At 42.4% G+C, this 25,953-nt stretch carries 30 protein-coding genes and 1 pseudogene; 19 read left to right on the top strand and 12 right to left on the bottom strand.

Annotation, left to right across the window (positions count from 1 at the left end):
• Window positions 1-14 precede the first annotated feature (14 nt).
• Together ACZ5C4_RS02215 and ACZ5C4_RS02210 are read left to right on the top strand one after the other, a co-directional pair.
• Window positions 15-239, top strand: a complete 225-nt coding sequence (locus tag ACZ5C4_RS02215) for a hypothetical protein (protein WP_464519595.1) — start codon at window positions 15-17, stop codon at window positions 237-239.
• A complete protein-coding gene (locus tag ACZ5C4_RS02210) occupies window positions 233-1,078 on the top strand; it encodes a hypothetical protein (RefSeq protein ID WP_464519594.1) in 846 nt (281 codons plus the stop codon). The genes ACZ5C4_RS02215 and ACZ5C4_RS02210 overlap by 7 nt, the downstream gene beginning before the upstream one ends.
• Before the next feature lie 491 nt (window positions 1,079-1,569).
• Here ACZ5C4_RS02210 and ACZ5C4_RS02205 read toward each other — a convergent pair whose 3' ends face one another.
• The 4 genes from ACZ5C4_RS02205 to ACZ5C4_RS02190 form a co-directional block, all read right to left on the bottom strand.
• Window positions 1,570-1,800 (bottom strand): hypothetical protein, encoded by a 231-nt coding sequence (locus ACZ5C4_RS02205; protein ID WP_464519593.1) that lies wholly within the window; start codon window positions 1,798-1,800, stop codon window positions 1,570-1,572.
• A gap of 1 nt (window position 1,801) precedes the next feature.
• The gene (locus ACZ5C4_RS02200; protein WP_464519592.1) at window positions 1,802-2,305 is read right to left on the bottom strand and encodes a DUF3990 domain-containing protein; all 504 of its coding nucleotides are present in this window, start codon (window positions 2,303-2,305) and stop codon (window positions 1,802-1,804) included.
• Window positions 2,302-2,520, bottom strand: a complete 219-nt coding sequence (locus ACZ5C4_RS02195) for a DUF3791 domain-containing protein (protein WP_186876170.1) — start codon at window positions 2,518-2,520, stop codon at window positions 2,302-2,304. The genes ACZ5C4_RS02200 and ACZ5C4_RS02195 overlap by 4 nt, the downstream gene beginning before the upstream one ends.
• Before the next feature lie 336 nt (window positions 2,521-2,856).
• Complete coding sequence (locus ACZ5C4_RS02190; protein WP_464519591.1) at window positions 2,857-3,756, bottom strand: NAD(P)/FAD-dependent oxidoreductase; 900 nt, start codon at window positions 3,754-3,756, stop codon at window positions 2,857-2,859.
• Between the two features lie 279 nt (window positions 3,757-4,035).
• On the opposite strand from ACZ5C4_RS02190, the gene ACZ5C4_RS02185 reads away from it, so the two are divergent.
• A complete protein-coding gene (locus tag ACZ5C4_RS02185) occupies window positions 4,036-4,770 on the top strand; it encodes a lysophospholipid acyltransferase family protein (protein WP_464519590.1) in 735 nt (244 codons plus the stop codon).
• Window positions 4,771-4,793: 23 nt separating this feature from the next.
• On the opposite strand, the gene ACZ5C4_RS02180 is transcribed toward ACZ5C4_RS02185, so the two are convergent.
• The gene (locus ACZ5C4_RS02180; RefSeq protein WP_464519589.1) at window positions 4,794-5,771 is read right to left on the bottom strand and encodes an AraC family transcriptional regulator; all 978 of its coding nucleotides are present in this window, start codon (window positions 5,769-5,771) and stop codon (window positions 4,794-4,796) included.
• A 148-nt stretch (window positions 5,772-5,919) separates the two neighbouring features.
• Between ACZ5C4_RS02180 and ACZ5C4_RS02175 the strand changes: the two genes are divergently transcribed.
• The 13 genes and pseudogenes from ACZ5C4_RS02175 to ACZ5C4_RS02115 form a co-directional block, all read left to right on the top strand.
• A complete protein-coding gene (locus tag ACZ5C4_RS02175) occupies window positions 5,920-7,257 on the top strand; it encodes an MFS transporter (RefSeq protein WP_464519588.1) in 1,338 nt (445 codons plus the stop codon).
• A gap of 42 nt (window positions 7,258-7,299) precedes the next feature.
• Window positions 7,300-9,738 (top strand): family 78 glycoside hydrolase catalytic domain, encoded by a 2,439-nt coding sequence (locus ACZ5C4_RS02170; RefSeq protein ID WP_464519587.1) that lies wholly within the window; start codon window positions 7,300-7,302, stop codon window positions 9,736-9,738.
• Entirely contained in the window at window positions 9,719-10,093 is a 375-nt protein-coding gene (locus ACZ5C4_RS02165) for a TnpV protein (protein ID WP_001129922.1), read from the top strand. Before ACZ5C4_RS02170 ends, ACZ5C4_RS02165 begins: the two co-directional genes overlap by 20 nt.
• Before the next feature lie 366 nt (window positions 10,094-10,459).
• Window positions 10,460-12,379 carry a tetracycline resistance ribosomal protection protein Tet(O) gene (gene tet(O), locus ACZ5C4_RS02160; RefSeq protein WP_464519586.1) on the top strand — a complete coding sequence of 640 codons (1,920 nt, stop codon included), beginning with the start codon at window positions 10,460-10,462 and terminating at the stop codon, window positions 12,377-12,379.
• A gap of 64 nt (window positions 12,380-12,443) precedes the next feature.
• Window positions 12,444-12,617: a cysteine-rich KTR domain-containing protein gene (locus ACZ5C4_RS02155; protein WP_373131964.1), complete on the top strand. Its 174-nt coding sequence runs from the start codon at window positions 12,444-12,446 to the stop codon at window positions 12,615-12,617.
• 492 nt (window positions 12,618-13,109) lie between these two features.
• The gene (locus ACZ5C4_RS02150; RefSeq protein WP_004070752.1) at window positions 13,110-13,553 is read left to right on the top strand and encodes a sigma factor-like helix-turn-helix DNA-binding protein; all 444 of its coding nucleotides are present in this window, start codon (window positions 13,110-13,112) and stop codon (window positions 13,551-13,553) included.
• Between the two features lie 66 nt (window positions 13,554-13,619).
• Window positions 13,620-14,093 (top strand): RNA polymerase sigma factor, encoded by a 474-nt coding sequence (locus ACZ5C4_RS02145; RefSeq protein WP_004070755.1) that lies wholly within the window; start codon window positions 13,620-13,622, stop codon window positions 14,091-14,093.
• A gap of 152 nt (window positions 14,094-14,245) precedes the next feature.
• Window positions 14,246-15,298, top strand: a complete 1,053-nt coding sequence (locus ACZ5C4_RS02140; RefSeq protein WP_004070756.1) for an AAA family ATPase — start codon at window positions 14,246-14,248, stop codon at window positions 15,296-15,298.
• Window positions 15,299-15,639: 341 nt separating this feature from the next.
• Window positions 15,640-16,605, top strand: a complete 966-nt coding sequence (gene mobV, locus ACZ5C4_RS02135) for a MobV family relaxase (protein WP_373131966.1) — start codon at window positions 15,640-15,642, stop codon at window positions 16,603-16,605.
• 8 nt (window positions 16,606-16,613) lie between these two features.
• On the top strand, window positions 16,614-17,468 hold the full coding sequence (locus ACZ5C4_RS02130) for a ParB/RepB/Spo0J family partition protein (protein ID WP_373131967.1): 855 nt from the start codon (window positions 16,614-16,616) through the stop codon (window positions 17,466-17,468).
• Window positions 17,469-17,511: 43 nt separating this feature from the next.
• Entirely contained in the window at window positions 17,512-17,742 is a 231-nt protein-coding gene (locus tag ACZ5C4_RS02125) for a YdbC family protein (protein ID WP_004070761.1), read from the top strand.
• 70 nt (window positions 17,743-17,812) lie between these two features.
• Window positions 17,813-18,004, top strand: a complete 192-nt coding sequence (locus ACZ5C4_RS02120; protein WP_004070763.1) for a hypothetical protein — start codon at window positions 17,813-17,815, stop codon at window positions 18,002-18,004.
• A gap of 54 nt (window positions 18,005-18,058) precedes the next feature.
• Window positions 18,059-18,250 (top strand): annotated as a pseudogene (locus tag ACZ5C4_RS02115) (recombinase family protein); the annotation flags it as partial.
• Between the two features lie 7 nt (window positions 18,251-18,257).
• Here ACZ5C4_RS02115 and ACZ5C4_RS02110 read toward each other — a convergent pair.
• The 6 genes from ACZ5C4_RS02110 to ACZ5C4_RS02085 form a co-directional block, all read right to left on the bottom strand.
• On the bottom strand, window positions 18,258-19,931 hold the full coding sequence (locus ACZ5C4_RS02110; protein ID WP_058118380.1) for a recombinase family protein: 1,674 nt from the start codon (window positions 19,929-19,931) through the stop codon (window positions 18,258-18,260).
• 77 nt (window positions 19,932-20,008) lie between these two features.
• Window positions 20,009-20,182 carry a transposon-encoded TnpW family protein gene (locus tag ACZ5C4_RS02105; protein WP_002604472.1) on the bottom strand — a complete coding sequence of 58 codons (174 nt, stop codon included), beginning with the start codon at window positions 20,180-20,182 and terminating at the stop codon, window positions 20,009-20,011.
• A gap of 455 nt (window positions 20,183-20,637) precedes the next feature.
• Window positions 20,638-20,880, bottom strand: a complete 243-nt coding sequence (locus ACZ5C4_RS02100; RefSeq protein ID WP_002604473.1) for a helix-turn-helix domain-containing protein — start codon at window positions 20,878-20,880, stop codon at window positions 20,638-20,640.
• Window positions 20,864-21,301 carry a sigma-70 family RNA polymerase sigma factor gene (locus ACZ5C4_RS02095; protein WP_003502131.1) on the bottom strand — a complete coding sequence of 146 codons (438 nt, stop codon included), beginning with the start codon at window positions 21,299-21,301 and terminating at the stop codon, window positions 20,864-20,866. The genes ACZ5C4_RS02100 and ACZ5C4_RS02095 overlap by 17 nt, the downstream gene beginning before the upstream one ends.
• Window positions 21,302-21,774: 473 nt before the next feature.
• Window positions 21,775-22,758: a 23S rRNA (adenine(2503)-C(2))-methyltransferase RlmN gene (gene rlmN / locus ACZ5C4_RS02090; RefSeq protein WP_002584956.1), complete on the bottom strand. Its 984-nt coding sequence runs from the start codon at window positions 22,756-22,758 to the stop codon at window positions 21,775-21,777.
• 16 nt (window positions 22,759-22,774) lie between these two features.
• On the bottom strand, window positions 22,775-22,960 hold the full coding sequence (locus tag ACZ5C4_RS02085) for a cysteine-rich KTR domain-containing protein (RefSeq protein WP_003431289.1): 186 nt from the start codon (window positions 22,958-22,960) through the stop codon (window positions 22,775-22,777).
• Window positions 22,961-23,358: 398 nt separating this feature from the next.
• On the opposite strand from ACZ5C4_RS02085, the gene ACZ5C4_RS02080 reads away from it, so the two are divergent.
• From ACZ5C4_RS02080 to ACZ5C4_RS02070, 3 genes are all read left to right on the top strand, one after another.
• Window positions 23,359-23,715, top strand: coding sequence for a helix-turn-helix transcriptional regulator (locus ACZ5C4_RS02080; protein ID WP_044942672.1), 357 nt, complete (start codon window positions 23,359-23,361; stop codon window positions 23,713-23,715).
• A 199-nt stretch (window positions 23,716-23,914) separates the two neighbouring features.
• Window positions 23,915-24,244, top strand: a complete 330-nt coding sequence (locus tag ACZ5C4_RS02075; RefSeq protein ID WP_002584958.1) for a plasmid mobilization protein — start codon at window positions 23,915-23,917, stop codon at window positions 24,242-24,244.
• A complete protein-coding gene (locus tag ACZ5C4_RS02070) occupies window positions 24,205-25,539 on the top strand; it encodes a relaxase/mobilization nuclease domain-containing protein (protein WP_044942473.1) in 1,335 nt (444 codons plus the stop codon). Before ACZ5C4_RS02075 ends, ACZ5C4_RS02070 begins: the two co-directional genes overlap by 40 nt.
• Window positions 25,540-25,740: 201 nt before the next feature.
• On the opposite strand, the gene ACZ5C4_RS02065 is transcribed toward ACZ5C4_RS02070, so the two are convergent.
• A complete protein-coding gene (locus tag ACZ5C4_RS02065; protein ID WP_002584960.1) occupies window positions 25,741-25,950 on the bottom strand; it encodes a transposon-transfer assisting family protein in 210 nt (69 codons plus the stop codon).
• Window positions 25,951-25,953 lie beyond the last annotated feature (3 nt).

The raw sequence follows: 25,953 nt of genomic DNA, 5'->3' as shown, positions 1-25,953 counted from the left end.
AGGAGGTTGTGCTTATGGAAGAATCATCTATCCCATCATCGGAATTTGAAGTAGTAAGTAATACTATCAACAAAATTTTGAGACTTCCTGTTGAAGAAATAGAAATAATAGACATATTGCCACCGCTTAATGATATAACAGATTCTAACAAAGTGTTTAAGGGAAACCTGTCTGTTCTGTTTGTGGATATGAGAAAGTCTACCGACTTAACAGATAAATTGAAATCTAAAAAATGGTGAAAGTTTATCGCTCATTTATTCGTATCGTTATTCAAGCAATTCGGTATTCGGGAGGATATACACGGCAGCTTGCCGGTGACGGAATTATGGGGGTTTTTCAGGATAGCAATGAAGACGACCAAATTATTTTATCATCATGCAAAGAAATAAAAGCAGCCAGATATATTCATACGTTGATTGATTATTGCTTAAATCCTGCTTTGAAAAAATCAATGGATATTTGTATTGGTTGCGGTGTCGGTATTTGTACAGGTGCAGTTATGATTACAAAGGTTGGAATGCGAGGAAAAGAAAGTGACCAAACGGCCGAAAATGAAACAGGGAGCGTTTGGGTCAGTTCAACAACGAATTATGCCAACCGTTATTGTAGCTTAGTCCCCCCCCTTGTGAAATATTCATTGATGAATCTACACATTCAGAAATTGGAGATTCAGGAGTATGGACTAAAACAAACAGATATTAATCGCAAAGAAAAACAGAACAGAGAAAAAGCATATTCTGTATATATGAGTATTTTTTCAAATACATTCTGCAAGAGCAATTTGATAAAGGAATGTGGAAAAGAATATTGGTTTGAACTTATCTCAAAAATGTATGAGTTAGGAGAAGAACTTGGAAAGTTAAAACTGCAAGTTCAAATAGATTTAGACTGCTATCTCGTTGACATATATATGTATTTTAATATGTATGAAGAAGCATACAACATTTTATGTATCCAAGCTCAATATTCTAGTTGGTTGAAGTTAGGGGTGTTTGAAAATGTGGTAAAGAAATCTGGGCATTGGTTAGCGATAAAAAATTCAAGTATTACAAGTAGGGATTACGTCTTACTTCAATAGGCTCAGTACTCTTTGTGACGCTATTTATTATTGGCTTGTTTTTTTAATGTGAACATGGATTAAAATTATAAAGAAAAAATAGATTCGATTACATGATTTAGAAGAGTGTGTACACTCTTACATAAAACTGACGACAAAAACGATTTTATTGTCATATCACACATTTTTACGTGTATTGTCATTTATTAATTTGACAAATAATACAATATTCCCAAACTCAATAATATAAAACAGTAACTCCAAGCAAAGAGAATGTAGTCAAAAGTGTTGTATGTGTATGCCCAAGTCCATGAATAGAAATTTCAAATATACCGCACACTCTGCAGTGTCTTGTAAGCGCATGATTTACAGTGGAACAACTATATGACTTATGCTGTTCCCAATCATTTCTTCTCTTCTTTAGTGTTTACGCTACTAAAAAGATAATCTAATATATAAAAATTATACTCATATACTACTTTTATTAAATATCAGTTCTAAATTTAGGGATTTTATATCTCCGCTTGGATGATATGTCCAAAGTTCATCTCATCTTTAAAAAGATCATATACATATTCTGGACTTTCTAAATATAATCCCGTTTCTTTATCCTGGAGCTTTTCAAAAATTTCTGAATTATAAAATCTATTCATAGCTTCATCGTATTCTATTTTCTGATCCGTAGTAATCATATCCACAATATCCTGTATCATATATTCAATCAACTGGCTCTGCTTACACATTTTAATCAACCACCTTTCGTAAAAGTTTAATACTTTTTTCAGTATGAAAAGAATATTGAGAAGACGTTTTCTTATATATCATTCCTTTTAGCAATGTATCAAAATCAATCATTTCATTTTCATATTGCCGGAATAATAACGCCATATTATCATCTGCAACAGGTCCAATAACAATATCATATTTGTTATCTTTATTGCACAAAACATCTTTCTCATCTATAAATGCTCTGTTCCGGTTATTCATTACAAATTTTGCCCATTCCGCTGTTGTATAAGTTCCAAAATCTTTAATCTTAATATTTGTTAATTCTCTAAAATCATCTTCTATTTCAAAGGTATTCACAATAGGAACTCCCCCATAAATTTTAGACACTCTTACCGCCATTTTTCCCGCCTGTTCCTCAATATCTGTCAAATAAAAACCTTTTCCGAAATCTTTATATGGTCTGCACATTGCTAAATTTATGTTATCTATCACTATATTACTCCCATGATATAATTTCATAGCATACCTCCATTTTTTCGACACAGAGTTCCTAAATCTTCTAGTACTGTTTCAAAATCTAACGTATGTTCAATATCATAATTTTCTTTGATAAATGCAATGCCTTTAAATTGAAAGAGATAGCGAAACGCCTCTTGAACACCTAAGTTATACTTTTGAGCAAATTCATTTACACAGGCAACTGTAAAATTAATCTTTTTCTTCTGTTCACTCATTTAAACATCTCCTCTCTTTCCATAATAAACATTTTCTTTCATAAATATCCAGACATTCGATTGACCACAGCGCAAGTCACAACTATTTTTTATTTCTTCTTTTTATCTGTCTTTTTCTATATTATTCCTGTTCCGTCATCATTCCCTCCATTGTTCGTATAAGACATCCAGAAAAAGCTTTAAACTTGGTAGAACTAGTATACCACAGGTGTAGAATTTATTGTATATCCTCACTTTGCTTTTTTGCTGTTCTAGCCTTCACACTCACTCTTTGATACATTTCAGGAATATAGCATAAAAAACCGTACTATGTCTTTACATAATACGGTCGTTTACCTATTCCATCGCAGCGTTAATTGCCGCAACCGCACCGTCTGCAACAGCCGTCGCAGCCTGACGCACTTGTTTTACACGTATATCTCCGGCAGCATATACTCCCGACAGATTCGTACGCATTTTTTCATCTGTCACTATATATCCATCTATCAGCTCAAGTCCATTATACAATTCTGTATTCGGTGTCGATCCGGCATAGATAAAGATTCCGCATCCGTCATCTTCTATCATTTCCGTTTTCCCGTCTTTCTCGCGCTCTATTTCCAGCTTTTCTACATGACTCGCGCCATACACTGCTTTTAACCGATACCCTGTGCGCACACAAATATTCGGCATTTCTTTTACTCTGTTTAAAAATTCCGGAATACATCCAAGCGAATCCTCAAAGTGAAGAATCGTCAGGTTTTTTGCAAACTGTGCCAGGTACAAAGCTTCTTTTACAGCGCCGTCTGCTCCGCCTACAACATATATATTTTTTCCGGTATAATTTTTTCCACATTTCGCAGCATTCATGCCGATTCCTTTACCTGCCAGCTCTGCCTCTCCCGGAATATTGAGTTTTCGCGGCGTACTGCCGTTTGCAAGAATCACTTTCGCCGTTTCGTAGTTTCCCTTTTCTGTATAAATTTTCTTTACTGCTCCCTTAAGTTCTACCTTTGTTACATTTTCATAGAGAATCTCTACCCCCGCGTCTAAAGCTTGTTTTTCCATACGCTTTGCAAAGGTAATTCCTGTCTCTTCGGGAAGCAAGGCAGCATAGTGTGTAACTACCGATACCTTTCCGATGATTCCACCTACCGCTTCCTTTTCCAGAATCAGCGTCCTTTTGCCGCGACTCACTGCGTAAATACCTGCGCTGATACCTGCCGGCCCTGCTCCTATTATAATAATATCGTACATCATCCTCATCCTTTCCGTTATTTTCCTGTTCTTCCATATCTTTTATCTTTCTGACTTTCATTATACCTTCATATATCATAATGTAAAATTATATTTATTTATTTTATCATAATATAATTTTATTATAGTTCGGACAGAAAATGAATTATCTAAATGGCAAGCCTCCATATCCATCCGTATTTATTCAGCTTTTCAGCGTAAATTACGCTTGAAATACGGCTGTATTTACGTTACTATTGTTTTACATGTGACATTTCTAAAGAAAAGAGGGTTCACCGAATGTTTCGTTTTATATGTATTGTTATTTTCCTTGTGCTTTATCTTATTTTGTCCATTCCTGTATTTCTGGCAGAATGGATCATTGGAAAGTTTAGTCGTGAAAAGAGAGACTATAGTTCCCTGCGTATCGTACAGCTCGGCTTTAAAATTATCCTGAAAATGACTTCCGTTAAAGCAACCATTATCGGAGAAGAAAATATTCCCGATGAGCCGGTACTCTTTGTCGGCAACCACAGGAGCTTCTTCGACATTCTGTTGACATACAGCCGCTGCAGGCGCCTCACCGGATATGTGGCTAAAAAAGAGATGGAGCACATTCCTCTGCTCTCTACCTGGATGCGTTTTGTATACTGCCTGTTTCTGGACAGGGAAAATCCAAAGGAAGGGCTGAAAACTATACTGACTGCAATCGACTATATTAAAAAAGGAATTTCTATCTGTATCTTTCCGGAGGGTACAAGAAATAAAGGGGAAGAATTAAGCATGCTTCCTTTTAAAGACGGCGCCTTTAAAATCGCCACCAAGACAGGATGTGCTATTATACCGATTTCTATGAACAACACTGCTGCTATATTTGAAAATCAATTTCCCAAAATCAGAAAAGTCCATGTCGTCATTGAATATGGAAAGCCCATATATCCAAACGAACTGGATAAAGAGACAAAGCGGCATATCGGGGACTATGTAGAAAATATCATCCGAGAGACAATCAAAAAGAATGTGGAACTTGTATAAAATCGCTCCTGCTCTTATATCAATTATGATAAATGCTTTCGGTAATCCGTAGGTGTCATGTGGTAATACTTTTGAATCAGAGCGTAAAAATTACATGGTTGTTTAAAACCAAGAATTTCAGATATTGAATAGACAGACATATTTGTATTCAATAAAAAATTTGAAGCATAGCTAAGTTTAATCTGTTCCAGAATATAGCGGAAAGTTTTGCCAGTATGTTTTTTAATATAGGCAGACAGATAATTAGGGCTAAAATGCAGATACTCAGCCGTAGATTCAAGTGTCGCACTTTTATAATTGCGGCTGAGATACTGAAATAACGCAGCCAGTTTCAAATCCGTTTTGTTTTTGAAAATATTACTGGAAATAATTTTTTCATGTTCTCTGTTTACCAGTGAAAAAAGACTGATGAGTTGGCTCGCGATAACCGTTTCATAATAATTTTCTTTTTTTAAATACTCAGAAATAACATAAAAAACTGTATTTTTTATCGTATCATTTGATTCTATTTCAAAAATCTGATAATTGCTTTCCATATTTTGCGAAAGAATATAACTCATAAAAAAGCTGCTCATATTTTGTTCAGAATTAAGAAGTGTAAGAAAAGTAGAATAGTATAAATTAGCTTTTATCAAAATATTAATCACACAGTTGTCGTCATTTTCTATAAATATATTATGTTTTACCATAGGATTCATGACGCACAAACTCCCCTCTTTTAATACAAATTTCTCAGAATTATTGATATTCTGGATACATTCCCCTTTCAAAACGTAAATAATTTCGAAAAAATTATGGCGGTGAAGGCGCTGAAAAGGTTTATTTGCCGACGCCAAATGACGGTTTATAAAAATATTCATCCCACCATCAAAAATGTTGTCTGTCAAAAAATCATAATCTTTATAATGCACGAGAATTGTTTTGTCCAACGGTCTGGATGTCGTATATTTTTTTAACGCTGTCAACATCTTGTTTATTTCTTCATTTCCTTGATTTTTCATTTTTTCCTCCTTAAATCATAAGTATCAATATAAAATATATCATAATTAGATATTTTGGGCGATATTTATTTTGTTATAATCCTCTTATACGATGCATCGAGAAATTTTGTAAATAGTTATGAAAATAAAACGGGAAAGGATTTTGCAAATGAGTAAAGGTAAAATTCTGGGCTACGGTGTTAGCTCATTGGGAAAAGATCTGTGCAATATTATAATCAGTACGTATCTCATGCTTTTTTATACAAATATTCTTGGAATATCCGCTTTCGCAGGTGGAATGATTATGATGGGAACCAAGATATGGGACGCCGTCAATGATCCGATTATGGGGGTTATCGCAGATAAAACAAAGTCACGTTGGGGGAAATACAGACCCTATATCTTATTCGTCCCTCCACTGCTTGCCATTTTCGGTGTTCTCGTATTTATCCCTGTTAATTTTTCCAATGTAGGCAAAGTTACATGGGCGGCAGTCACTTATGTGATTATGAGTATGTTATCAACCGCTTTCAATATTCCGGTATTAAGTTTGATGCCAACGCTTACTAAAAACCCAAAAGAAAGAAGCGCTCTGGCAACCTGCCAGACCTTTTTCACCACACTGGCAGTTGTGCTGGGAAGTACATTTGCCTATCCGCTGATTAAACTGCTTGGCGGCGGAAGTGAAACATCCAATCTGGCAAAAGGTTATCCATGGGCTATGGCTGTTGTCGGAATCATATTAATTGCCTCAGGCTGGACGACTTTCATATCTACCAGAGAAGAAATTGAAACAGCGCAGGTGGAATCTCTCAAGATAACGCAAAGATTCCGTAATCTTCTTCACAAACCCTTTGCGGCAGTCGAAGGAATCAATTTCCTTTTCACGCTGGCAATGTCTGTCGGAAATGCAATGGGAAGCTATTACGTTCTCTACGTACTTAATAATGAAGCTCTGCTCTCCATTTATATGTTTATAATGACAATCGCGATGTCATGCGTTACTGTCATTATTCCATCTGTATTGAAACGCCTGTCGAGAGAAAAAGCGCTTGTTATGTTCTTGCTTATAGGTATAGCAAGTCACGTATCCATGTTTATACTTGGCGATAGGAATATCCCGCTTTTGCTTGTACTGACTTTTGTAGGCAGTGCCTGCTCTTTCGCTCCCGCTACTATCGTCACAATTATGTGTACAGATGTATCCGATTATACTTTCTATCGAACCGGACGCAGAGAAGACGGAGTAATGTACTCTATAAATAACCTGACTGCCAAAATTGCGCAGGCAATCAACAGCGGATTATTAGGAATTCTCCTAAGCGCCTGCGGTTTCGACGCCGCTTTATCGGTACAGTCAGCTTCAACAATAACAGGCCTCAATATCATGCGCTATCTTTATCCGATTATACCGTTTGCCGGCGCGATTATTTTTGCTCTGATTTATCCTTTGAAAGGTAAAATGTTAGAAGACGTACGTGCAGCAATTGCCGAAAAGAAAAACTAGAGACATTAAAGAAAATATATTGTTGTAGAAAAGGTAGAAAAAATGAATATTTATCCTATTAATCTTAAATGTGAATATCAGAAAAATCCGGTTGTAGACAAGAAAGATTTACGGTTTAACTGGCAGATAAAAAACACAGATAAACACCGCCGCTTTAGTCAGAGCAGCTTCCGTTTGCAGATTTTCCAGACAGAGCGAAATGATGTGCTCTATGACAGCGGCCGGATAAACAGCAGCGAAGTATGGCACAACGCCTCCGATCTACAGCTTACGGACGACACGTATTATACCTGGAAAATATCTGTCTGGGACAATGATGGAAATTCCGGCGGAAACGCAGACGGACAATTCTCTACAGGGCTGTTGAATGAAACATCCTGGAAAGCAAACTGGATTGAACCGGAGCAGATTCCCGTTCCGGAAAGCAGGGACATCAGTATGGAAGAAATGTTCCTGGAAGCAGGAAACGGAGGGGTGGCATTCGACTATTCGACAATTTATCCCTGCAAATTTCTCCGAAAAGAATTCTATATTAATAAGAGTATAAAACGTGCGCGCGCTTTTGCAACATCTCACGGAATATACCGTTTGGAAATTAATGGCGTCTGCGTAAATCCCGATGAACTTGCTCCCGGTAATTCACCATATGATGACATTCTTCCTTATCAGACATATGATATAACAAATTTGATAACAGACGGTCAGAACACAGTTGGCATTGTTCTCTCAGACGGCTGGTACGCGGGCAGGATTGGATGTACGGGAGACTCCTGCCAGTATGGCAATAAACTCGCGGCATTGCTGCAGATAAATTTAATTTGTTCAGATGGAAGTCGAATGTATATATTGTCTGATGAAGACTTTAAATCCTCTACAGGACCACTTACTTATTCCGACCTTTTTCTTGGCGAAACATATGACGCAACCCGTGAAATCATCGGATGGAACAGGTCAGGCTACCCAGCGGAGGGATGGCAGAATGTACAGATCGCAGATATCAAAAAGGACAATCTGACCGCGCAATACGGCGCTCCTGTAAAATGTATAGATGAAATTTCACCTGTAGATATTATCCATACGCCAAAAGGCGAAACCGTTATTGACTTCGGACAGATAATTGCAGGGAGAGTAAAATTTCGGGTATCCGGAGAGCGTGGAACTAAAATAACATTGGAACATTCTGAAACATTAGACGAAAATGGAAATTTCTTTCAAAACATAACAGGAATTTACAAAGACCAGACAGACCACTATATTCTGAAAGGCGAAATGTCCGAAGAGTATGAACCATGGTTTACATATCATGGCTTTCGATATGTAAAGATAACCGGTTATCCCGGAGTGGTAAAAAAAGAAAATTTTATAGCTCGGGTTTTGAGTTCTTCTATGGAGAAAACAGGATTCTTCGAATGCTCAAATGAAAAATTAAATCGTCTGCAGCAGAATATCTACTGGAGCCTTCGAGGAAATCTGTTATCTATACCAACAGATTGTCCGCAGCGGGAACGAGCCGGATGGACAGGAGATGTACAGGTCATTTCTCCTACTGCCTGCTTTAATCTTGACGCAATAACTTTTTTCCGCCGTTATCTGCATATGATGCAGAAAGAACAGAGCGCAGACGGCCAGGTACCCATTGTGGTACCATTTATAAAAGCATACCAGAAGGCAGCGTCTACAGGACTGGGAGAACAGATTTTACCTGATAATATCACTTCTGCCGGCTGGGGTGATGTATGTACGTTCCTTCCGTGGAATCTTTATAAAATATACCGAGATGAAAGAATCCTCAAAGAAAACTACCAGATGATGAAAAAATGGATTCACTATATTTCCTCTGTCGCAGAAAATCATTATCCGAAAGAACTTAAAAACCTGTCAGAAGAACAAAAACAACGACAGAAATATTTGTGGAATACAAATTTTCATTTTGGCGACTGGGTAACGCCAAGTGTCTGCATCAATCCGGACACCGGAAAAACGGATATGGAAAGAAGCGCTCTGCTGACAAACAAATACGTACCTACATGTTTTTATGCAGCCTCTGCCAGGATTGCAGCTGAGGTCGCAGAAATTTTGGGTGAAAAGAAGGACAGCGAATATTTTTATACTTTGAACAGACACATTCGAGAAGCTTTCGCAGAAGAATATATAGACAAAAACGGTTATATGCCGCAGGAACTACAAGGGTTATATGTTCTCGGCCTGAAATTTGAGATGTTTCCGGAAGAAAAAGTCCCTCTGGCTGTAAACCATTTAGTTGACTTAATCATAAAGAACGGTTACAGGTTGGATACAGGCTTTATGAGTATTCCATATCTGTTGGAAGAACTTTGTAAATATGGACACGAAGATATTGCCCTGAAAATTTTGTACCAGGAAGAGTGCCCTTCCTGGCTATATGATGTAGGACGGATTTTGCGGACATTCAAAATAAAAAAGAATGTGGAGGTAACAGACAATGGCAAAATCATTATTTGAGGAACTGGGCGGCAAATACGAAAGGCAAGGGGATTATTTGATACCGTGCTTAACTGTACCCGCCGAAGAAGAACAGGCAATAGGCATCTGGGGGCAACGGCATTTAGATTATCTAAAACAGTACCGTAAAGTTACATACACCAATCTTCTTACAAGCGGCAGGCTAAACGCCTACCTTGCCGACATCAACAGACAGGCACAGGAACGCTTTGAAAGGCTCATAGAGGGTATGAAACAGGCACAGGGCATAACGGAACAGCTAAAGGCAGAAAACGCCTTAGAATGGACAGGATGCCTCAATAACATAAGGGCTTGTGCGAGGGAGATTGTGGAAAAGGAAATTATTTTTGCATAAACAGATGATTAGTGGCAGGGGGAAATCCTGCCGCTTTTTCTGCTTTAGTTTGTCAGCTTGACAAATAAAGGGTTAAGGAATATAATTAGATTCAGTATTATACAAGGAGTTAATAAATATGCGGCAAGGTATTCTTAAATAAACTGTCAATTTGATAGTGGGAACAAAAAGTAGCAGTCCCGTTTCACTTTTAATATGGGGCTTAGTTTTTTGTACCCAGTTTAAGAATACTTTTATCATGTAATTTTATATGCCCGAAAACATATAAGTGTTTTGGGGCTATTGGAGTTATTTACCCAGTGATAGGAGTATTTATCACTGGGTATTTTTATGCCCTTTTTTGGGTGTTGATAGGAGGAAAATCACATGAAAATAATTAACTTAGGCATTCTGGCTCACGTTGACGCAGGAAAGACAACATTAACGGAAAGTTTATTGTATACCAGTGGTGCAATTGCAGAACTAGGGAGCGTAGATGAAGGCACAACAAGGACAGATACAATGAATTTGGAGCGTCAAAGGGGAATCACTATCCAGACAGCAGTGACATCTTTTCAGTGGGAGGATGTAAAAGTCAACATTATAGATACGCCAGGCCATATGGATTTTTTGGCGGAAGTATACCGTTCTTTATCCGTATTAGACGGAGCAGTATTATTAGTTTCTGCAAAGGATGGCATACAGGCACAGACCCGTATACTGTTTCATGCACTACAGATAATGAAGATTCCGACAATTTTTTTCATCAATAAAATTGACCAAGAGGGGATTGATTTGCCAATGGTATATCGGGAAATGAAAGCAAAGCTTTCTTCGGAAATTATAGTGAAGCAAAAGGTTGGGCAGCATCCCCATATAAATGTAACGGACAATGACGATATGGAACAGTGGGATGCGGTAATTATGGGAAACGATGAACTATTAGAGAAATATATGTCAGGGAAACCGTTTAAAATGTCAGAACTGGAACAGGAAGAAAACAGGAGATTCCAAAACGGAACGTTATTTCCCGTTTATCACGGAAGCGCTAAAAACAATCTGGGGATTCGGCAGCTTATAGAAGTAATTGCCAGTAAATTTTATTCATCAACGCCTGAAGGTCAATCTGAACTATGCGGGCAGGTTTTTAAGATTGAATATTCAGAGAAAAGGCGGCGTTTTGTTTATGTGCGTATATATAGCGGAACATTGCATTTGAGGGATGTTATTAGAATATCTGAAAAAGAGAAAATAAAAATCACAGAGATGTGTGTTCCGACAAACGGTGAATTATATTCATCCGATACAGCCTGCTCTGGTGATATTGTAATTTTACCAAATGATGTTTTGCAGCTAAACAGTATTTTGGGGAACGAAATACTGTTGCCGCAGAGAAAATTTATTGAAAATCCTCTCCCTATGCTCCAAACAACGATTGCAGTAAAGAAATCTGAACAGCGGGAAATATTGCTTGGGGCACTTACAGAAATTTCAGATGGCGACCCTCTTTTAAAATATTATGTGGATACTACAACGCATGAGATTATACTTTCTTTTTTGGGGAATGTGCAGATGGAAGTCATTTGTGCCATCCTTGAGGAAAAATATCATGTGGAGGCAGAAATAAAAGAGCCTACTGTTATATATATGGAAAGACCGCTTAGAAAAGCAGAATATACCATCCACATAGAAGTCCCGCCAAATCCTTTCTGGGCTTCTGTCGGGTTGTCCATAGAGCCGCTCCCTATTGGAAGCGGAGTGCAGTATGAAAGCAGAGTTTCACTTGGATATTTAAATCAATCGTTCCAAAATGCGGTTATGGAGGGGGTTCTTTATGGCTGCGAGCAGGGGCTGTATGGATGGAAAGTGACAGACTGTAAAATCTGTTTTGAATATGGATTGTATTATAGTCCTGTAAGTACCCCCGCAGACTTTCGGCTGCTTTCCCCTATCGTATTGGAGCAGGCTTTAAAAAAAGCAGGGACAGAACTATTAGAGCCATATCTCCACTTTGAAATTTATGCACCGCAGGAATATCTCTCACGGGCGTATCATGATGCTCCAAGGTATTGTGCAGATATTGTAAGTACTCAGATAAAGAATGACGAGGTCATTCTGAAAGGAGAAATCCCTGCTAGATGTATTCAAGAATACAGGAACGATTTAACTTATTTCACAAATGGGCAGGGAGTCTGCTTGACAGAGTTAAAAGGATACCAGCCAGCTATTGGTAAATTTATTTGCCAACCCCGCCGCCCGAATAGCCGTATAGATAAGGTTCGGCATATGTTCCATAAGTTGACTTAACAGTTTGTGTAAATTGTATAAATATTTTGTATAGAATGGGATTTGAAAGGATTAGAACGTAATTATGATTAAATGTGAATGGATATTGTGTCTTGTTTGTGGGAGTAAAACTCGTAATAAAATTAGGAAGGATAGCGTTTTAAAAAATTATCCTCTCTATTGTCCAAAATGCAGGCAAGAAAGATTGATAAAAGTTGATAATTTGAAAGTAACAGTCATCAGAGAGCCAGACGCTTAAGACGCAGAGCCGATGAATTTGTGGAATAACTCACGAATCATCGGCTTTTTTTTAATTTGGCATTTGAAAGGACAAGCCCACAAATAAAAAAACGATATTCGGGTGGGCTTTTTTATTATACCTTAAATTACCCTCTGGATTTGTTTTTGAATTTGGAGGGTTTTTATGTTCCTTTTTTCGGGCAGTAATCTATCTGCTCATGCAACGCAGAATTTATACATACACAACATATCGGGGAATGGCAGGAAGCCAGTTAAAAAAATTATCCCCAACCATGCAACGCTACTTCTCACCATGAAACCAGAAGTAGAATATCCACTTAACAGAATATGTATCTCCTATAACCGTAGAGGTCACAGAGCTTTTGCGGTTTTTCTTTTGTCGTTTTTTATCGGAATGTGCCGCAGGGCTAGTCCTTGTGCTGGTTGTCGTTCCCCGCCTCTCCATCTGGATTTTTACATTTTCAAAAATTCAGATTGGAGGGAAAGGAACATGGCATATAACCACGGACGAGAGGACAGAAAATGGCGTATCTGGAAAGAAGCCGAGGAAAAGATGTTGCGGGAGTGCGGCGTTGATGAAGCGGTCATTGAGCAAATCCGCATAGAGGACAGGGCAGACTTTAATTCCAACAGGCGGTTTTACCGATGGACGAGCGACTTTGGGGAATACCTTGAGGGAATGGCAGACACCGAACCGCAGGCAGAGCCGAATACCATTGCGGACTTACTGGACGAGATTGAGAACGAGAAGCTGTATCAGGCACTGCTTACGGTGGACAAGCATACCCTGCTCATTCTCTTGCTGAAAATGCAGGGCTATTCCACGAGGGAGATTGCGGCGATGGCAGGGCTTACCGAAAGGGCGGTCTATAAACGCCTTGAAAGGCTCCGTAAAAAATTAAAGCCTATTTTTTATCCTTTCGGGGAAATTTAATCATTTCCACGGGCTATTGGGTGGGAGGGCAATCCTCTCACTCAATTTTTTTCGGGAGGAAAGGAAATGGCATACGGGGCAAAGACATACACACTTCGGGAGGAATCCACGGAAAGCGGCGCAAGGTATTTTATCAGTTTTAGGGACGGGCAGGGGAAATCTCACGAGTTGGAAGTATCAGAACAGCTATTTTTTGAATTTCGGCAGATGGAACGGAAAAATAGAAACCTTCAGCAATGGAATCAGCGGCACAGGGAGTTTAACGAGGTATGGGACGAAACGCTTTACAGACGTGCGTTAAGAGTGCCTAAATCGCTTGATGAAAGAATGATTGAAAAAGAACGGAATGAACTGTTTTACAAAGCTATTGCCCGACTGCCAGAGATACAAAGGCGGCGTTTCCTGCTCTACTACGAGTATGATTTCAACTTTTATCAAATCGGCAAGATGGAGCATTGCACCGCTTCCGCTATCCAGAAGTCCGTTTCGGTTGCAAGGGAAAAGGTCAAGGCAGAAATGAAGAAATATCTCCAACCGTGACAGTCACCGCCCGAAAAAGAAGTTTGCTCTTAATAGGTGTGGGATTGGCGGCAATACATACTCTCACTTTTTTTCGTGGGAGTAAATCTTTTTAAGGAGGTTTATTTTTATGTGCAACAAAACCAAAACCACAGCCCGAAAGGAGGAAAGCCATGCAGAAGTTACAGACAGTCAATGCAGACACGCTCCTTTATGAGCCGCTTGAGAAACCGTCCTTTGTAGTGGACGGTCTGATACCCACGGGCTTAACCCTTTTCTGCGGCTCACAGAAAATCGGCAAGAGCTGGCTCATGTTAAAGCTCTGCCTATGTGTGTCACAGGGAATCCCCTTATGGGATATGCCGACACGGGAGGGCGATGTGCTTTACCTCTGTCTGGAGGACACGTTCTGCCGCATACAGGACAGGCTGTTCCGCTTGACGGACGAAGCAAGTGGGCGGCTCCACTTTGCGGTGGCAAGCGATAAGCTGTCAGACGGTCTTATTGTGCAGTTGGAAGATTATCTGAAAGAATACCCCGACAGCAGGCTGATTGTCATTGACACCTTGCAGAAAATCCGCACCGCATCCAAAGACAACGCCTATGCAAGCGATTACGGGGACATCTCCCTTATTAAAGACTTTGCCGACAGGCACTCATTGGCGGTCATTGTCGTACACCACATCCGAAAGCAGAACGACAGCGATGTGTTCAACAAGGTGTCTGGCACGACGGGATTGACGGGGAGTGCGGACGCCACCTTTGTTCTGGAACAGGAAAACCGTGCGTCCAATGCCGCAAAGTTATATGTGACGGGCAGGGACACACCCTATCAGGAGTTTAAGCTCCGCTTCCGTGATTGCAGTTGGGAACTGGTGGAACGTAAGGAGCAGGAACAGCTTGCGAAAGAAGCGATACCTGATGTTCTTTTTCGTCTGGTTGATTTCATGCAGGGCAGGGAGGGATGGACTGGCACAGCCACCGAGTTACTGGACGCTCTGGGGGAAACAGGGACAGCGGCAAATGTCTTGACGAAGTGGATGAACGAGTACCGCCTTGACTTCCTGCTTGAAAACCATATCCGCTATGATTTCAGCCGCAGGAGCAACGGGCGGATGATTTCCCTTGCAAGGCAGGAAGATGTGGGGAATGACGGTCATGACGATGATGACGGTGTTTTTGGGATGCCCCCGCCGCTGTCATCCCTACGGGAGAACACCCCGTAAACGCAACATGCAGGCGTGGGCATTACTCGCCCTTTTCGGCTCGTAAAGCCACCCCTGCGGTCAGAAAAATCCCCCGATTTTTCCGACTGCGTTTACAGGGTGTAACACACTACACTTTGCCCTGCAAAGTCGTGTGCCAGACGTTCCCTCTGGACTCCCTTATGGCAGGGCTTACGCCCTGCTTATCCTGCGCTTTCCGCTTCGGATAAAAGAATATCGGCGTGACGGTTACGGCTCTTATGAGGGGGTATCCCAAAAACACCGTCATCATCGTCATGACCGTCACGCACCAAAGACAGGAAGCGACAGTTACCCGCCGAAAGAAAGGAAGATGATGAACTATGCCCTATGCAATCCTGCGTTTCCAGAAACGCAAAGCAGGCGGCGTTGCGGCTTGTGAACGCCACAACGAGAGGAAGAAAGAAGCCTATAAAAGCAACCCAGACATTGACGTGGGACGCTCCAAAGATAACTACCATCTTGTGAATCCACCCCGTTACACCTACAAAAAAGAGATAAACCGAATGGTAGATGAAGCGGGCTGTAAGGTAAGGAAAGACAGCGTGATGATGGTGGAAACGCTCATCACCGCTTCGCCCGAATTTATGAACAGCTTACCGCCAGAAGAACAAAAAGCCTATTTCCAGACGGCTCTTGACTTCATTTCGGAACGTGTGGGAAAGCAGAATATCCTCTCCGCAGTCGTCCACATGGACGAAAGAACGCCCCATATGCACCTGTGCTTTGTGCCGCTCACGCCCGACAACAAGCTGTCAGCGAAGTCTATCTTAGGCAATCAAAAGAGCCTGTCCGAGTGGCAGACCGCCTACCATGAGCGGATGTCCGCACGGTGGAATCCGCTTGAACGGGGGCAGTCCTCAATGGATACAAAGCGCAAGCACATCCCCACATGGCTCTATAAACTAGGCGGCAGGCTTGATAAACAGTATGAAGAAATCGTGTCTGCCCTCTCCGACATTAACGCCTTTAACGCAGGAAAGAAGCGTGACAAGGCTCTGGAACTGATTGCGGCGTGGCTCCCAGACGTGGAGAAATTCTCTAAGGAAATCGGCAAACAGAGAGCTTATATCGACAGCTTGAAAGAGAGAATCGGGCAGGAATCCGATTATGCGGGGCGTATGCGTAATGAAAAGTACAAGCAGGAATTAAAGGTACAGAAAGCCAACCAGAGGATATTTGAATTGCAGAAAACCAATCAGCAGATGGAACGGTTATTGAAAAAAATACCGTCAGAGGTATTGGAAGAATTACAGAAAACAGGCAGAACCAGAAAAAAAGAAAGGTAGGGATGTGAATGAAGAGACAGGATTTTAAGGTATTAAAGACCGCAGATTTATACCCGTTTCCCGATAATCCGTTTCATGTAGTGGAGGACGAAATGTTATCAGAATTAGCAGAGAGTATCAAAGAGTTTGGAATCGTAACGCCGATAATCACACGCCCGAAAGAGGACGGGAATGGTTATGAAATCATTGCGGGACAGCGGCGTGTGCGTGCTTCGGAGCTTGCAGGGTTAAACACAATCCCCGCTTTTGTCCTGCCCTTAGACCGTGACCGAGCCATCATCACCCTTGTGGACAGCAATTTGCAACGAGAAAATATCCTGCCGAGCGAGCGGGCGTTTGCCTACAAGATGAAATCCGAAGCCATGAAGCGGCAGGGTTTCCGCACAGACTTAACCTCGTCACAAGTTGGGACGAGGTTGCGGACAGACGATAAGGTGGCACAGGGCTTCGGCGTTGGCAGGATGACCGTGCAGAGATTTATCCGATTGACGGAACTGATACCGCCGATTTTGCAGATGGTGGACGAGGGGAAAATCGCCCTCACGCCTGCGGTGGAGCTGTCCTTTTTGAAGAAAGACGAGCAGGAAAATCTACTCGCCACAATGGAGAGCGAAGAAGCAACGCCCTCACTCTCACAGGCACAGCGGATGAAAAGCCTTAGCCAGAGCGGGCGGCTTGACATGGATATGATATTTTCCATTATGACCGAGGAAAAGGAAAACCAGAAAGAAACCTTGAAAATCAACACAAGCAAGCTGAAAAAATATTTTCCGAAGAACACAACGCCGAAGCAGATGGAGGACGCCATCATCAAACTGTTAGAGCGTGAATTGCAGAGGAAACGGAACAGGGACAGCCGCTAATCTTCTTTTTTCGGGAGGTAAATACAGAAAGTTGAGGTAGAAAATGAAAGAAATCCAGTACGAGATTGTAAAGAAAATCGCCGTATTGTCCATGAGCGACAGCGGCTACGCAAAGGAAATCAACTTGATTTCATGGAACGGGAACGAGCCGAAGTATGACATCCGCAGTTTTTCTCCCAACCATGAGAAGTGCGGAAAGGGAATCACGTTGACTGCCGATGAAGCGGCGGCTCTCCTTAAAGCATTGCAGGAAGAATTGAACAGCGGGGATTGATTGTGTCTGATTGGCAGGTGGGGACGTTTTCAGACGCTCCCCTGCCCTGTCTGGAAAGGAAGATTTGAATATGGGCGAGGATAAGACAACGAACAAAAAGAGAAAGCGTATCATGCCAAAAGCACAAGTGCAGGTAATTATCAGTCGGGAATATGTCGGTACACAGACCGTTGCCGAAGCGTTTATCCCGATTATCTCCGAAGATATACGGAGGGGGATTGGCAAAGATGACACCTTCGACAATGAGGATATATCCGCTTAGAATGTACGCAATGGAACATGAAATTAAGTAGAGCAAGGACGGAGGTTTAACAGTATGGCAGGGATAAGAACGGGGAATCAGATTTATGAAGTCGGCATTTACTGCCGCTTGTCAAAGGACGATGGCACGGAAAACGAGAGTGCGAGCATTGCCACGCAGAAATCCATCCTCACGGATTATGTGAAAAAGCAGGGCTGGCATTTGGCAAAAACGTATGTGGACGACGGGTACTCTGGTACGAATTTTGCTGAGGTTAGATAGCGATACTTTTTACATCAACCATGTTACGGCGGTCATGGTTGACAACTTGCGTCGGCTCCTGCTCGGTATCAACCTGTCCGACAAAGCTGTAATGGATTTCGATTTTCCGGGTGTTGGTTTCCCGATCCAATTCGTGTATCAAGATACGGTCGATAAACTCATGGACGTTTTCATAGGTCAATTCCTGTATGTCGCTGTATTTCCCGACAATCTGAATAAACCTTGATATATCCCTTTTTCGCTCGGTAACGGTTGCGATCTGCTGTTGTAACTCGTCTATCCTTGCGGCAAGGGATTTCTTTTCGTCCTCATAGCCGGAAGTTAGAAACACAAACCGTTCATCTGTCAGTCTGCCTAATGCGTTGTCCTCATACAGCTTGCGGAAAAGCGTGTCAAGTTCGGTCATACGCGCCTGTGCTTTGGAAAGTTCCTTTTGCTGCTGCGCTAATGCCTTTCTCGCTTCCATGTCGCCGTACTCGGTAGCTTTACAGATAAAGTCCTGTTCGTGTTCCTTAACATACCGCAAAATCCGCCGCATATCTTCCAGCACTAAATCAAGAAGTACGTTTTTGCGGATATAATGAGAGGTACACTCGCTGCCTGTCCTTGCCCTGTTGCGCCATGCGCCGCAAGAATAGGAAAACTTGCGCGGCTCGATATTTACGCCCTGTTGGTAATACATCTTATGTCCGCAACCAGCGCAAAACAGCAAGCCGGAAAAAATATCAATCTCCGCTGCTTTTGTCGGGCGGTGGCGGGTAGCAATCCGCTTTTGCGCAAGTTCAAAGGTTTCCTCGTCAACAAGCGGCTCATGGGTGTTTGGGAAGAAATAGCGTTGTTCTTCTTCGTTCTTCCGGGTCTTTTTCGACTTGTAGGATACCTTGTGAGTTTTCGCGGTTATGGTATGCCCTAAATATTCCTGCCTTGCTAATATGTCATAGAGCGTTTTGTCCGGCCAAGTATAGGGGGCGATCATTGCCCGCTGATACCGCGCCTGTCCTGTGCGCTGATAGCGCAACGCTCCAATCGTCAAGACTTTGTTTTCCGCAAGCCATTTTTGGATTTCGCACATACGCACGCCGCTAACAAACATAGCGAAAACCTGTTTGACAATCGGCGCGGTTTCCGGGTCGGGTATAAGGTGGTGGCGGTTGTTCGGGTCTGGGATATAGCCGTATGGATATTCCCCGTTGACACGCTCGCCTTTTTGCGCCTGTGCCTGTTTAACTGCACGGATTTTCTTGCTTGTATCGCGGGCGTAAAACTCGTTAAACCAGTTCCGCAAGGGGGTAAACTCGTTATCCTCCCGCGCTGTGTCAACTCCGTCGTTAATCGCGATATAGCGCACTCCGTTTTCGGGAAATACAATCTCTATGAGTTCGCCCGTTTTCAGATAGTTTCTGCCAAGACGGGAGAGGTCTTTGGTAATAACCGTCGCCACTCGTCCGGCTTCCACTTCCTGCAACATCGCTTGCAGCCCCTCGCGCTCAAAACTCACGCCGGAAAATCCGTCGTCCACAAAAAACTTTGTGTTCAAAAAATGGTGTTCGTCCGCATAGCGTTGAAGTATCATTTTTTGGTGCTGTATGCTTCCGCTTTCTCCGGCCTGCATATCCTCTTGACTTAAACGGCAGTAAAGGGCGGTGATTTTATTCGACTGTAACATTAGTCCTCCTTTCCGACAGCCGAATAAACAGGTATAATGTGTTGCTATCATTATACCATATCCCGCCGCCTAATGCACTACTCGGACGCTAAAAAGCCCGGATTTCCGGGCTTTTTCTGCAAATCCTTTACAATGAGTTTTTCAATCTTTTTATGGATTGTATCGGTTGCCTTTTCACTCGGCAACGCTTGAACAAGATAGGTGATTTTCCCTATTTTGCGTTCGGTTGTAATTGTCTGTTTTTTATCCATTAGAAAAACCTCCTTTTCCTGTATGGATAAACTATATTCGTCAAAAGGCAAAACGGGCGGTTGTTAGCTGCAACCTCACGGGAGTTTCACCCCGGCCCATGCTTATGGGTGCGCCGCGCAATACTTTGAGGGTGTTCAACGCGGGAGTATCATTGTGCCGCCTTGTATGTCGTCGCCCACAAGCTGCTAAACTTGTTTTACGGCGCGGTAGTTCTCGCTCGACTTTTCCCCAACGGGGAAAAGCGGTCATGGCGTACCCGCCGCCCGGCTCGGTACAGACGGAATGTACCCGTTGCCTGTTATGCTGCGCACCAAAGGCCGCTTTCTTTGTCAAGGAACAATAGGCTTTGTCGGCCTGTAACAGTACACCGTTTCCGATGTGCTGTTACGGAACGACAAATAGCCCATAACGGGAAGCGTGGAAAGGGGACACGCTCCCCGCATGGGCTAAAAGATTATCCTACATGAAAAGCAAGGGTGCGGGTAATAAGGCGCACTTGCAGCCTGTTACGCATTTCCTCGTCCACATAGGAATAGGTATTGCCCGCGTCGTCTTTCAGCGTGCGGGTACAAAGTTTCGCTATGTAACCCTCGTAATGCTTCAAGATCGCGCACATGGCGGTTGTGTCGCCGTTTGCCGCTGCGGAAATGACAGGGAACGGCAACAGATTTTCAGATTTCCTAACGGTATTCATCATCTGCTTTTCCCTCCAAATACTGTTTGATTTTCGCAAGCGCGGATTTCCTGTGCCGGAAAACCGTCGTGCGTACAACATTCAGCAGTTCAGCAATTTCCGCGTCGCTCATGTCCAAGAAGTAGGACAAAAGGATAATGTCGCGTTTCCTTTCGGGCAAAGCGTTAAGGGCTTCGGCAAGCAGTTCATTTTTGACGAGTACATCAAAGCCGGACACTTGAAAACGGAAATAATCGCTTTTGTATTCGTCCGTTGTGAAAAGCTGCGCGAGTTCGCTTTCGCTCAAATCCGAAAAAGGTACTTCGCGTGCTGCGCGTTTCGCAAGAGTGCGGCGGTGGCTTTTCGCTTCGCCAACCAAAGTTTTCTTTGCTAATGCGTCGTACTGATGTTGTATTCTTTCCTTGTCGGAAGAAGATAGCTCCATAGAGTTCACCTCCTTCCCGCGTGGAGTAGAGGACGGGAGTTAAGGGCTTGTCCTCTCTGCCCCTTTCGCTCCGTACCCGTTCGGGAGATGGCTCTTGAGTGCGTTTTTCAGAAAAAAGTTGAAAAAAGCAAAATGCGCCCGTCCGCAAGACGCGGACGAGCGCAAAGGAAATGTAAGAAGTATTTAGATGTATTGACAGTTCATACTCATAGCCGGAATATCCCGCTTGCGGAGCATAGCTTTTTTTGACCGCAAAGCATTAGGCGGGTTACAGTAAATAAAAATGGACACGGCGATACCTCCCCGATACCGCCGTATCCTTAAAAAAGGGCGACTTTAATACACTACCCGCAATCCATTCTATAATAGGGAACAGCGGCTTTTGCGCAATATTAAATAAAAAAGCCGATAACACATAGGTTTTTTGACCTAATGCGTTATCGGCTCTGCGTCTATGCGTCTGGCACTTTTAATCATTTTTTTTTGAATTTATTATATGTGTTAGCTAACTGTCCACAAGCCGCGTTAATCTCTCTGCCATGAGAAACTCTCATAGTAACTTCAAGTCCTGCTTGCTCTAATTGATGTTTGAATGCAACTATTTCCCGTTTCTGTGGTGCTTTAATTCTTGAATTGCTTGTTGGGTTGTATTGTAACACGTTAATCATAACTTTTTTGCCCCGAAACCATTTTGCAAGTTGTCTTACATCTGAGGGCCGGTCATTTATACCCGGTAAAAGCAAATACGCAAAGACAATTTTGCGATTATGCCTTTCAGAATAGGATAAGGCTTGCTTAACAACATCTTCAATAGCATATATGCGCATGTGAGGAATAATACGATTTCTTGCAGATTGTGTTGCTGCGTGTAAAGATATTGTCAACTGAATTTTAAGATGTTCCTCGCGCAATTTTTTTAATTGATCGACCGGACCAACTGTTGATATGGTAATGCCGTCGGTTGGAAAGTTGAGCCCATATCTATCTCGGAGAATATGGATTGCTTTTATCAAGTTGTCATAATTGAATAAAGGCTCTCCCATACCCATAAAAACGATACGGTTTACTTTTCGACGCAACAATATAATCTGTTGTACGATTTCTGACGATGTTAGATTACGAACAAAGCCATTTCGCCCGGACTCACAAAAAATACAACCAACAGGACAACCGACTTGTGTGCTCACGCAAACAGTTCCACCATCTCGCCGCTTGATAAAAACCGTTTCAATGTATTTGTTGTCTTTCAGTTCGTAAACATACTTTTCAGTATCACTGCTTTTGCAAATATTTTTTACCAACATTGATAGATTTTTTTTGCGTGGTAATTGCTTATATAATTCTTCATATAAGGCTTTTGCTTCATTCTCGCCAATAACTTCCGACATTTCTTTGTAAGTAAATCCGTATGGATCATTCCGTACTTCCGCAGGCGTATATTTAGGTAAACGTTTCATTTTTATATCCTTTCTTCTAAATAATAAAAGTTTGTTTTTCTGTATTTTTGATTACAATCTCTAATTTTTCTACATCAATGATATGCGTCAATTTGCATTTAGGGCAGAAAAGAGGAAAATCTTTTAATACAGTATTATGAAATACTTGAACTCTCGTCTTTCCGTTACAAATCGGACATTTTATCCAATATTTTTTAAGCATTATATTTCACTCGTCCTTTTTACACAAAAAAATGCAGGTCAATCCTCAACATGAGCATTGACCTGCATTTATAATGCACAGAGCAGTACAACAAAACTAAGGCATAGCTTGCACTATGTCTATACTATATCTATACGTCGTTAGTTTTTTGTATAGCATCCGCAAAATAAGCATGACAAAAAAGCCCATGTTGAAAATGGGAAAATCCTTTTTTTCAATGCTTATCTAATACGCATGCTATGCAACATAAACGCCGCCTCCTTTTACATAAATTTTATTTTATCAGAAAATCAGTCTACTGTCAATACACAACAGGAAGTATTTAACCTAATGATATGAATTGTGTGGACATATCCAAAAAGAAAGGTGAACTGTAAAATGTAACAGGGTGAATGAAAATGGCAAAAAGACCCGTACCATTGTACGACTTTAAGGCTTTCGGGGCAGCTATAAAAGCCGCGAGAAATGAATACGGCGAGAGCCGCAAAAAGGTAAGCGACGAGTTATATATTTCCCCGCGCTACCTTGCGAATATCGAGAACAAGGGACAACAGCCGAGTTTACAGGTATTCTATGACCTTGTAACCCGGTATCATATTTCGGTAGATCAATTTTTCTTCCCGAACAGCAATGCGGAGAAATCCACCGGGCGGCGGCAGCTTGACGCGCTGCTGGACGGTATGAGCGATAAAGGCATACGGATTGTAACCGCAACGGCAAGGGAGATAACAGAAGTCGAACAAGCAGAGGACTAACCTCACAATATGGGAAGCAGGAGATTGCAGCGCATAGGGGCTGCAATCTTTTTTTGCGCCAAATTAGAAAGAGAGTGCAACAAACGCTGCCTTTGAAACGGGATAAGGAGTAGATAGCAAGCACAGCAAACGAGTACCCGTTTGCGAAAAGTGCTTGTTGGGATAATCCCAAACCCTTATACCGAAAGGCGGTGCGGAAATGGAAAACCGAAAGAGAAATATACAGATGAAGTTTTACGTTACGGAAGAAGAAAAGCGGCTGATCGACGAGAAGATGAAGCAGCTTCCCATAAAGCAGTATGGGGCATACTTCCGTAAAATGGCGATAGACGGGTATATTCTTGTCGTTGACCGAAGCGACACAAAAGCATATATCCGGGAACTGCAAGCGGTGAGCCGGAACATCAACCAGATTGCAAAACGCGCCAATGCGACGGGGACGGTTTACAGGCAGGATATAGAGGACATTAAAAAGGCGGTGGACGAGATATGGCGGTTACAAAGACGCACCCTATTAAATCAACCTTAAAGGCTGCGATAGACTATATCTTAAATCCCGAAAAGACAGACGGGAAGCTGCTTGCGTCCTCTTTCGGCTGCGGGCTGGAAACCGCCGATATTGAGTTTGCATGGACGCGGGAAGCTGCCGGAGATCGCGGCACACATTTAGGGCGGCACTTGATACAATCCTTTGCGGTGGGAGAAACCACACCGGAAGAAGCGCACAAAATCGGCATGGAACTTGCCGGGGCGGTATTAGGCGGCAAGTATGAGTTTGTTTTGACAACTCACGTCGATAAAGACCATCTGCATAATCACTTGATTTTCAACGCGGTTAGCTTCGTTGACTACAAAAAGTACCATTCCAACAAGCAAAGCTATCACTTTATCCGGCGCACCAGCGACAGGATATGTAAAGAGCATGGGCTATCCGTCGTCGTACCGGGACAGGACAAGGGAAAAAGCTATGCAGAATACACCGCCGAAAAGCAAGGGACAAGCTACAAAGCAAAGCTGAAAACGGCGATAGATACTCTCATTCCCCAAGTGAAAGATTTTGACGAACTGCTGCGCCGCTTGCAGGAAATGGGGTATGAAATCAAACAGGGCAAATACATTTCCTTTCGCGCTGCCGGACAGGAACGGTTTACCCGCACAAAGACGCTCGGCGCGGCCTATACGGAAGAAGCGATAAAGGAGCGTATCAAGGGCGTGTATGTTGCCAAAACAAAAACGCTGCGGGAAGATAAGAAAATCCGGCTTGTCGTCGATCTTGAAAACAGTATCAAAGCCCAACAGTCGGCGGGCTATGAACGGTGGGCAAAAATCCATAATCTGAAACAGGCTGCTAAAAGCATGAACTTCCTAACCGAAAACAAGATTGAGTATTATAGCGAACTTGAAAGCAAGATAGCCGATATTATGACCGCCCATGACGCGGCGGCAAGGGCGGTTAAGGACGTAGAGCAGCGTATGTCTGATTTGTCGCTGCTTATCAAGCACACGACCACATACCGACAATTAAAACCGATTTACGAGGAATACAAGAAGTCGCGGGACAAGGAAAAGTATCTGCGGGGGCATGAAAGCGAAATTATCCTGTTTGAAGCTGCGGCAAGGGCATTAAAGGAAATGCAGATAAAGAAGCTGCCCGATCTCGCCGCGCTGCGCAAGGAGTATAGCAGCTTAAACGACAGAAAAAGCAAATTGTATGAGGATTACCGCCAAGCGAAAAAGCAAATGCAAGAATACGGCATTGTCAAAAAGAACGTCGATAGTATTCTTTACCCGTCCCAAAGCAGGGCGCGGGAGCAGGAGCGATAAGGCGCAAAACATGGGGTGGCAAGTGGAACGTTAAGGGCTGAAAACGCCTGTGTTTCTGCGGCTTCCAGCGCGGGGAAACAGCATAGACGATAAAGTATATTCAAACCCGCAAAAACGGCTTTCTAATTGTCCACGCAAGGACAAAAAAAGAACAGGGGCGCGGTGCCGGAAATCGGCAACCGCGCCCCTGTTTTCTATGGGCTATTCCTCGTCGGTCAAGATAAACTCCCTTTCGGAAAACTCGCTGTCCGTCATGGCTTGCAGCTTGTTCACCGCTGCGGCGGCAAGCTGGCGCATATCCTCGTCCATGTAGGGCATGGCGGCAAGGATATTTTCAAGCGTTGTTTCCCGGCTGTCCTCGGCGTAGATCGCAACAATGTTTTCTTCCTCAATGGTAAAGCGGGTATTCATGCT

The sequence above is a fragment of the Mediterraneibacter flintii genome, assembly GCF_055387595.1.
This window is presented reverse-complemented; position numbering and strand designations above follow the sequence as displayed.

Excerpts from the sequence above, each read along its gene's own strand:
- ACZ5C4_RS02215 (WP_464519595.1), top strand. The coding sequence starts at position 15 with ATGGAAGAATCATCTATCCCATCATCGGAATTTGAAGTAGTAAGTAAT.
- ACZ5C4_RS02210 (WP_464519594.1), top strand. The coding sequence starts at position 233 with ATGGTGAAAGTTTATCGCTCATTTATTCGTATCGTTATTCAAGCAATT.
- ACZ5C4_RS02205 (WP_464519593.1), bottom strand. The coding sequence starts at position 1,800 with ATGTGTAAGCAGAGCCAGTTGATTGAATATATGATACAGGATATTGTG.
- ACZ5C4_RS02200 (WP_464519592.1), bottom strand. The coding sequence starts at position 2,305 with ATGAAATTATATCATGGGAGTAATATAGTGATAGATAACATAAATTTA.
- ACZ5C4_RS02195 (WP_186876170.1), bottom strand. The coding sequence starts at position 2,520 with ATGAGTGAACAGAAGAAAAAGATTAATTTTACAGTTGCCTGTGTAAAT.
- ACZ5C4_RS02190 (WP_464519591.1), bottom strand. The coding sequence starts at position 3,756 with ATGTACGATATTATTATAATAGGAGCAGGGCCGGCAGGTATCAGCGCA.
- ACZ5C4_RS02185 (WP_464519590.1), top strand. The coding sequence starts at position 4,036 with ATGTTTCGTTTTATATGTATTGTTATTTTCCTTGTGCTTTATCTTATT.
- ACZ5C4_RS02180 (WP_464519589.1), bottom strand. The coding sequence starts at position 5,771 with ATGAAAAATCAAGGAAATGAAGAAATAAACAAGATGTTGACAGCGTTA.
- ACZ5C4_RS02175 (WP_464519588.1), top strand. The coding sequence starts at position 5,920 with ATGAGTAAAGGTAAAATTCTGGGCTACGGTGTTAGCTCATTGGGAAAA.
- ACZ5C4_RS02170 (WP_464519587.1), top strand. The coding sequence starts at position 7,300 with ATGAATATTTATCCTATTAATCTTAAATGTGAATATCAGAAAAATCCG.
- ACZ5C4_RS02165 (WP_001129922.1), top strand. The coding sequence starts at position 9,719 with ATGGCAAAATCATTATTTGAGGAACTGGGCGGCAAATACGAAAGGCAA.
- ACZ5C4_RS02155 (WP_373131964.1), top strand. The coding sequence starts at position 12,444 with ATGATTAAATGTGAATGGATATTGTGTCTTGTTTGTGGGAGTAAAACT.
- ACZ5C4_RS02150 (WP_004070752.1), top strand. The coding sequence starts at position 13,110 with ATGGCATATAACCACGGACGAGAGGACAGAAAATGGCGTATCTGGAAA.
- ACZ5C4_RS02145 (WP_004070755.1), top strand. The coding sequence starts at position 13,620 with ATGGCATACGGGGCAAAGACATACACACTTCGGGAGGAATCCACGGAA.
- ACZ5C4_RS02140 (WP_004070756.1), top strand. The coding sequence starts at position 14,246 with ATGCAGAAGTTACAGACAGTCAATGCAGACACGCTCCTTTATGAGCCG.
- mobV (WP_373131966.1), top strand. The coding sequence starts at position 15,640 with ATGCCCTATGCAATCCTGCGTTTCCAGAAACGCAAAGCAGGCGGCGTT.
- ACZ5C4_RS02130 (WP_373131967.1), top strand. The coding sequence starts at position 16,614 with ATGAAGAGACAGGATTTTAAGGTATTAAAGACCGCAGATTTATACCCG.
- ACZ5C4_RS02125 (WP_004070761.1), top strand. The coding sequence starts at position 17,512 with ATGAAAGAAATCCAGTACGAGATTGTAAAGAAAATCGCCGTATTGTCC.
- ACZ5C4_RS02120 (WP_004070763.1), top strand. The coding sequence starts at position 17,813 with ATGGGCGAGGATAAGACAACGAACAAAAAGAGAAAGCGTATCATGCCA.
- ACZ5C4_RS02110 (WP_058118380.1), bottom strand. The coding sequence starts at position 19,931 with ATGTTACAGTCGAATAAAATCACCGCCCTTTACTGCCGTTTAAGTCAA.
- ACZ5C4_RS02105 (WP_002604472.1), bottom strand. The coding sequence starts at position 20,182 with ATGGATAAAAAACAGACAATTACAACCGAACGCAAAATAGGGAAAATC.
- ACZ5C4_RS02100 (WP_002604473.1), bottom strand. The coding sequence starts at position 20,880 with ATGATGAATACCGTTAGGAAATCTGAAAATCTGTTGCCGTTCCCTGTC.
- ACZ5C4_RS02095 (WP_003502131.1), bottom strand. The coding sequence starts at position 21,301 with ATGGAGCTATCTTCTTCCGACAAGGAAAGAATACAACATCAGTACGAC.
- rlmN (WP_002584956.1), bottom strand. The coding sequence starts at position 22,758 with ATGAAACGTTTACCTAAATATACGCCTGCGGAAGTACGGAATGATCCA.
- ACZ5C4_RS02085 (WP_003431289.1), bottom strand. The coding sequence starts at position 22,960 with ATGCTTAAAAAATATTGGATAAAATGTCCGATTTGTAACGGAAAGACG.
- ACZ5C4_RS02080 (WP_044942672.1), top strand. The coding sequence starts at position 23,359 with ATGGCAAAAAGACCCGTACCATTGTACGACTTTAAGGCTTTCGGGGCA.
- ACZ5C4_RS02075 (WP_002584958.1), top strand. The coding sequence starts at position 23,915 with ATGGAAAACCGAAAGAGAAATATACAGATGAAGTTTTACGTTACGGAA.
- ACZ5C4_RS02070 (WP_044942473.1), top strand. The coding sequence starts at position 24,205 with ATGGCGGTTACAAAGACGCACCCTATTAAATCAACCTTAAAGGCTGCG.
- ACZ5C4_RS02065 (WP_002584960.1), bottom strand. The coding sequence starts at position 25,950 with ATGAATACCCGCTTTACCATTGAGGAAGAAAACATTGTTGCGATCTAC.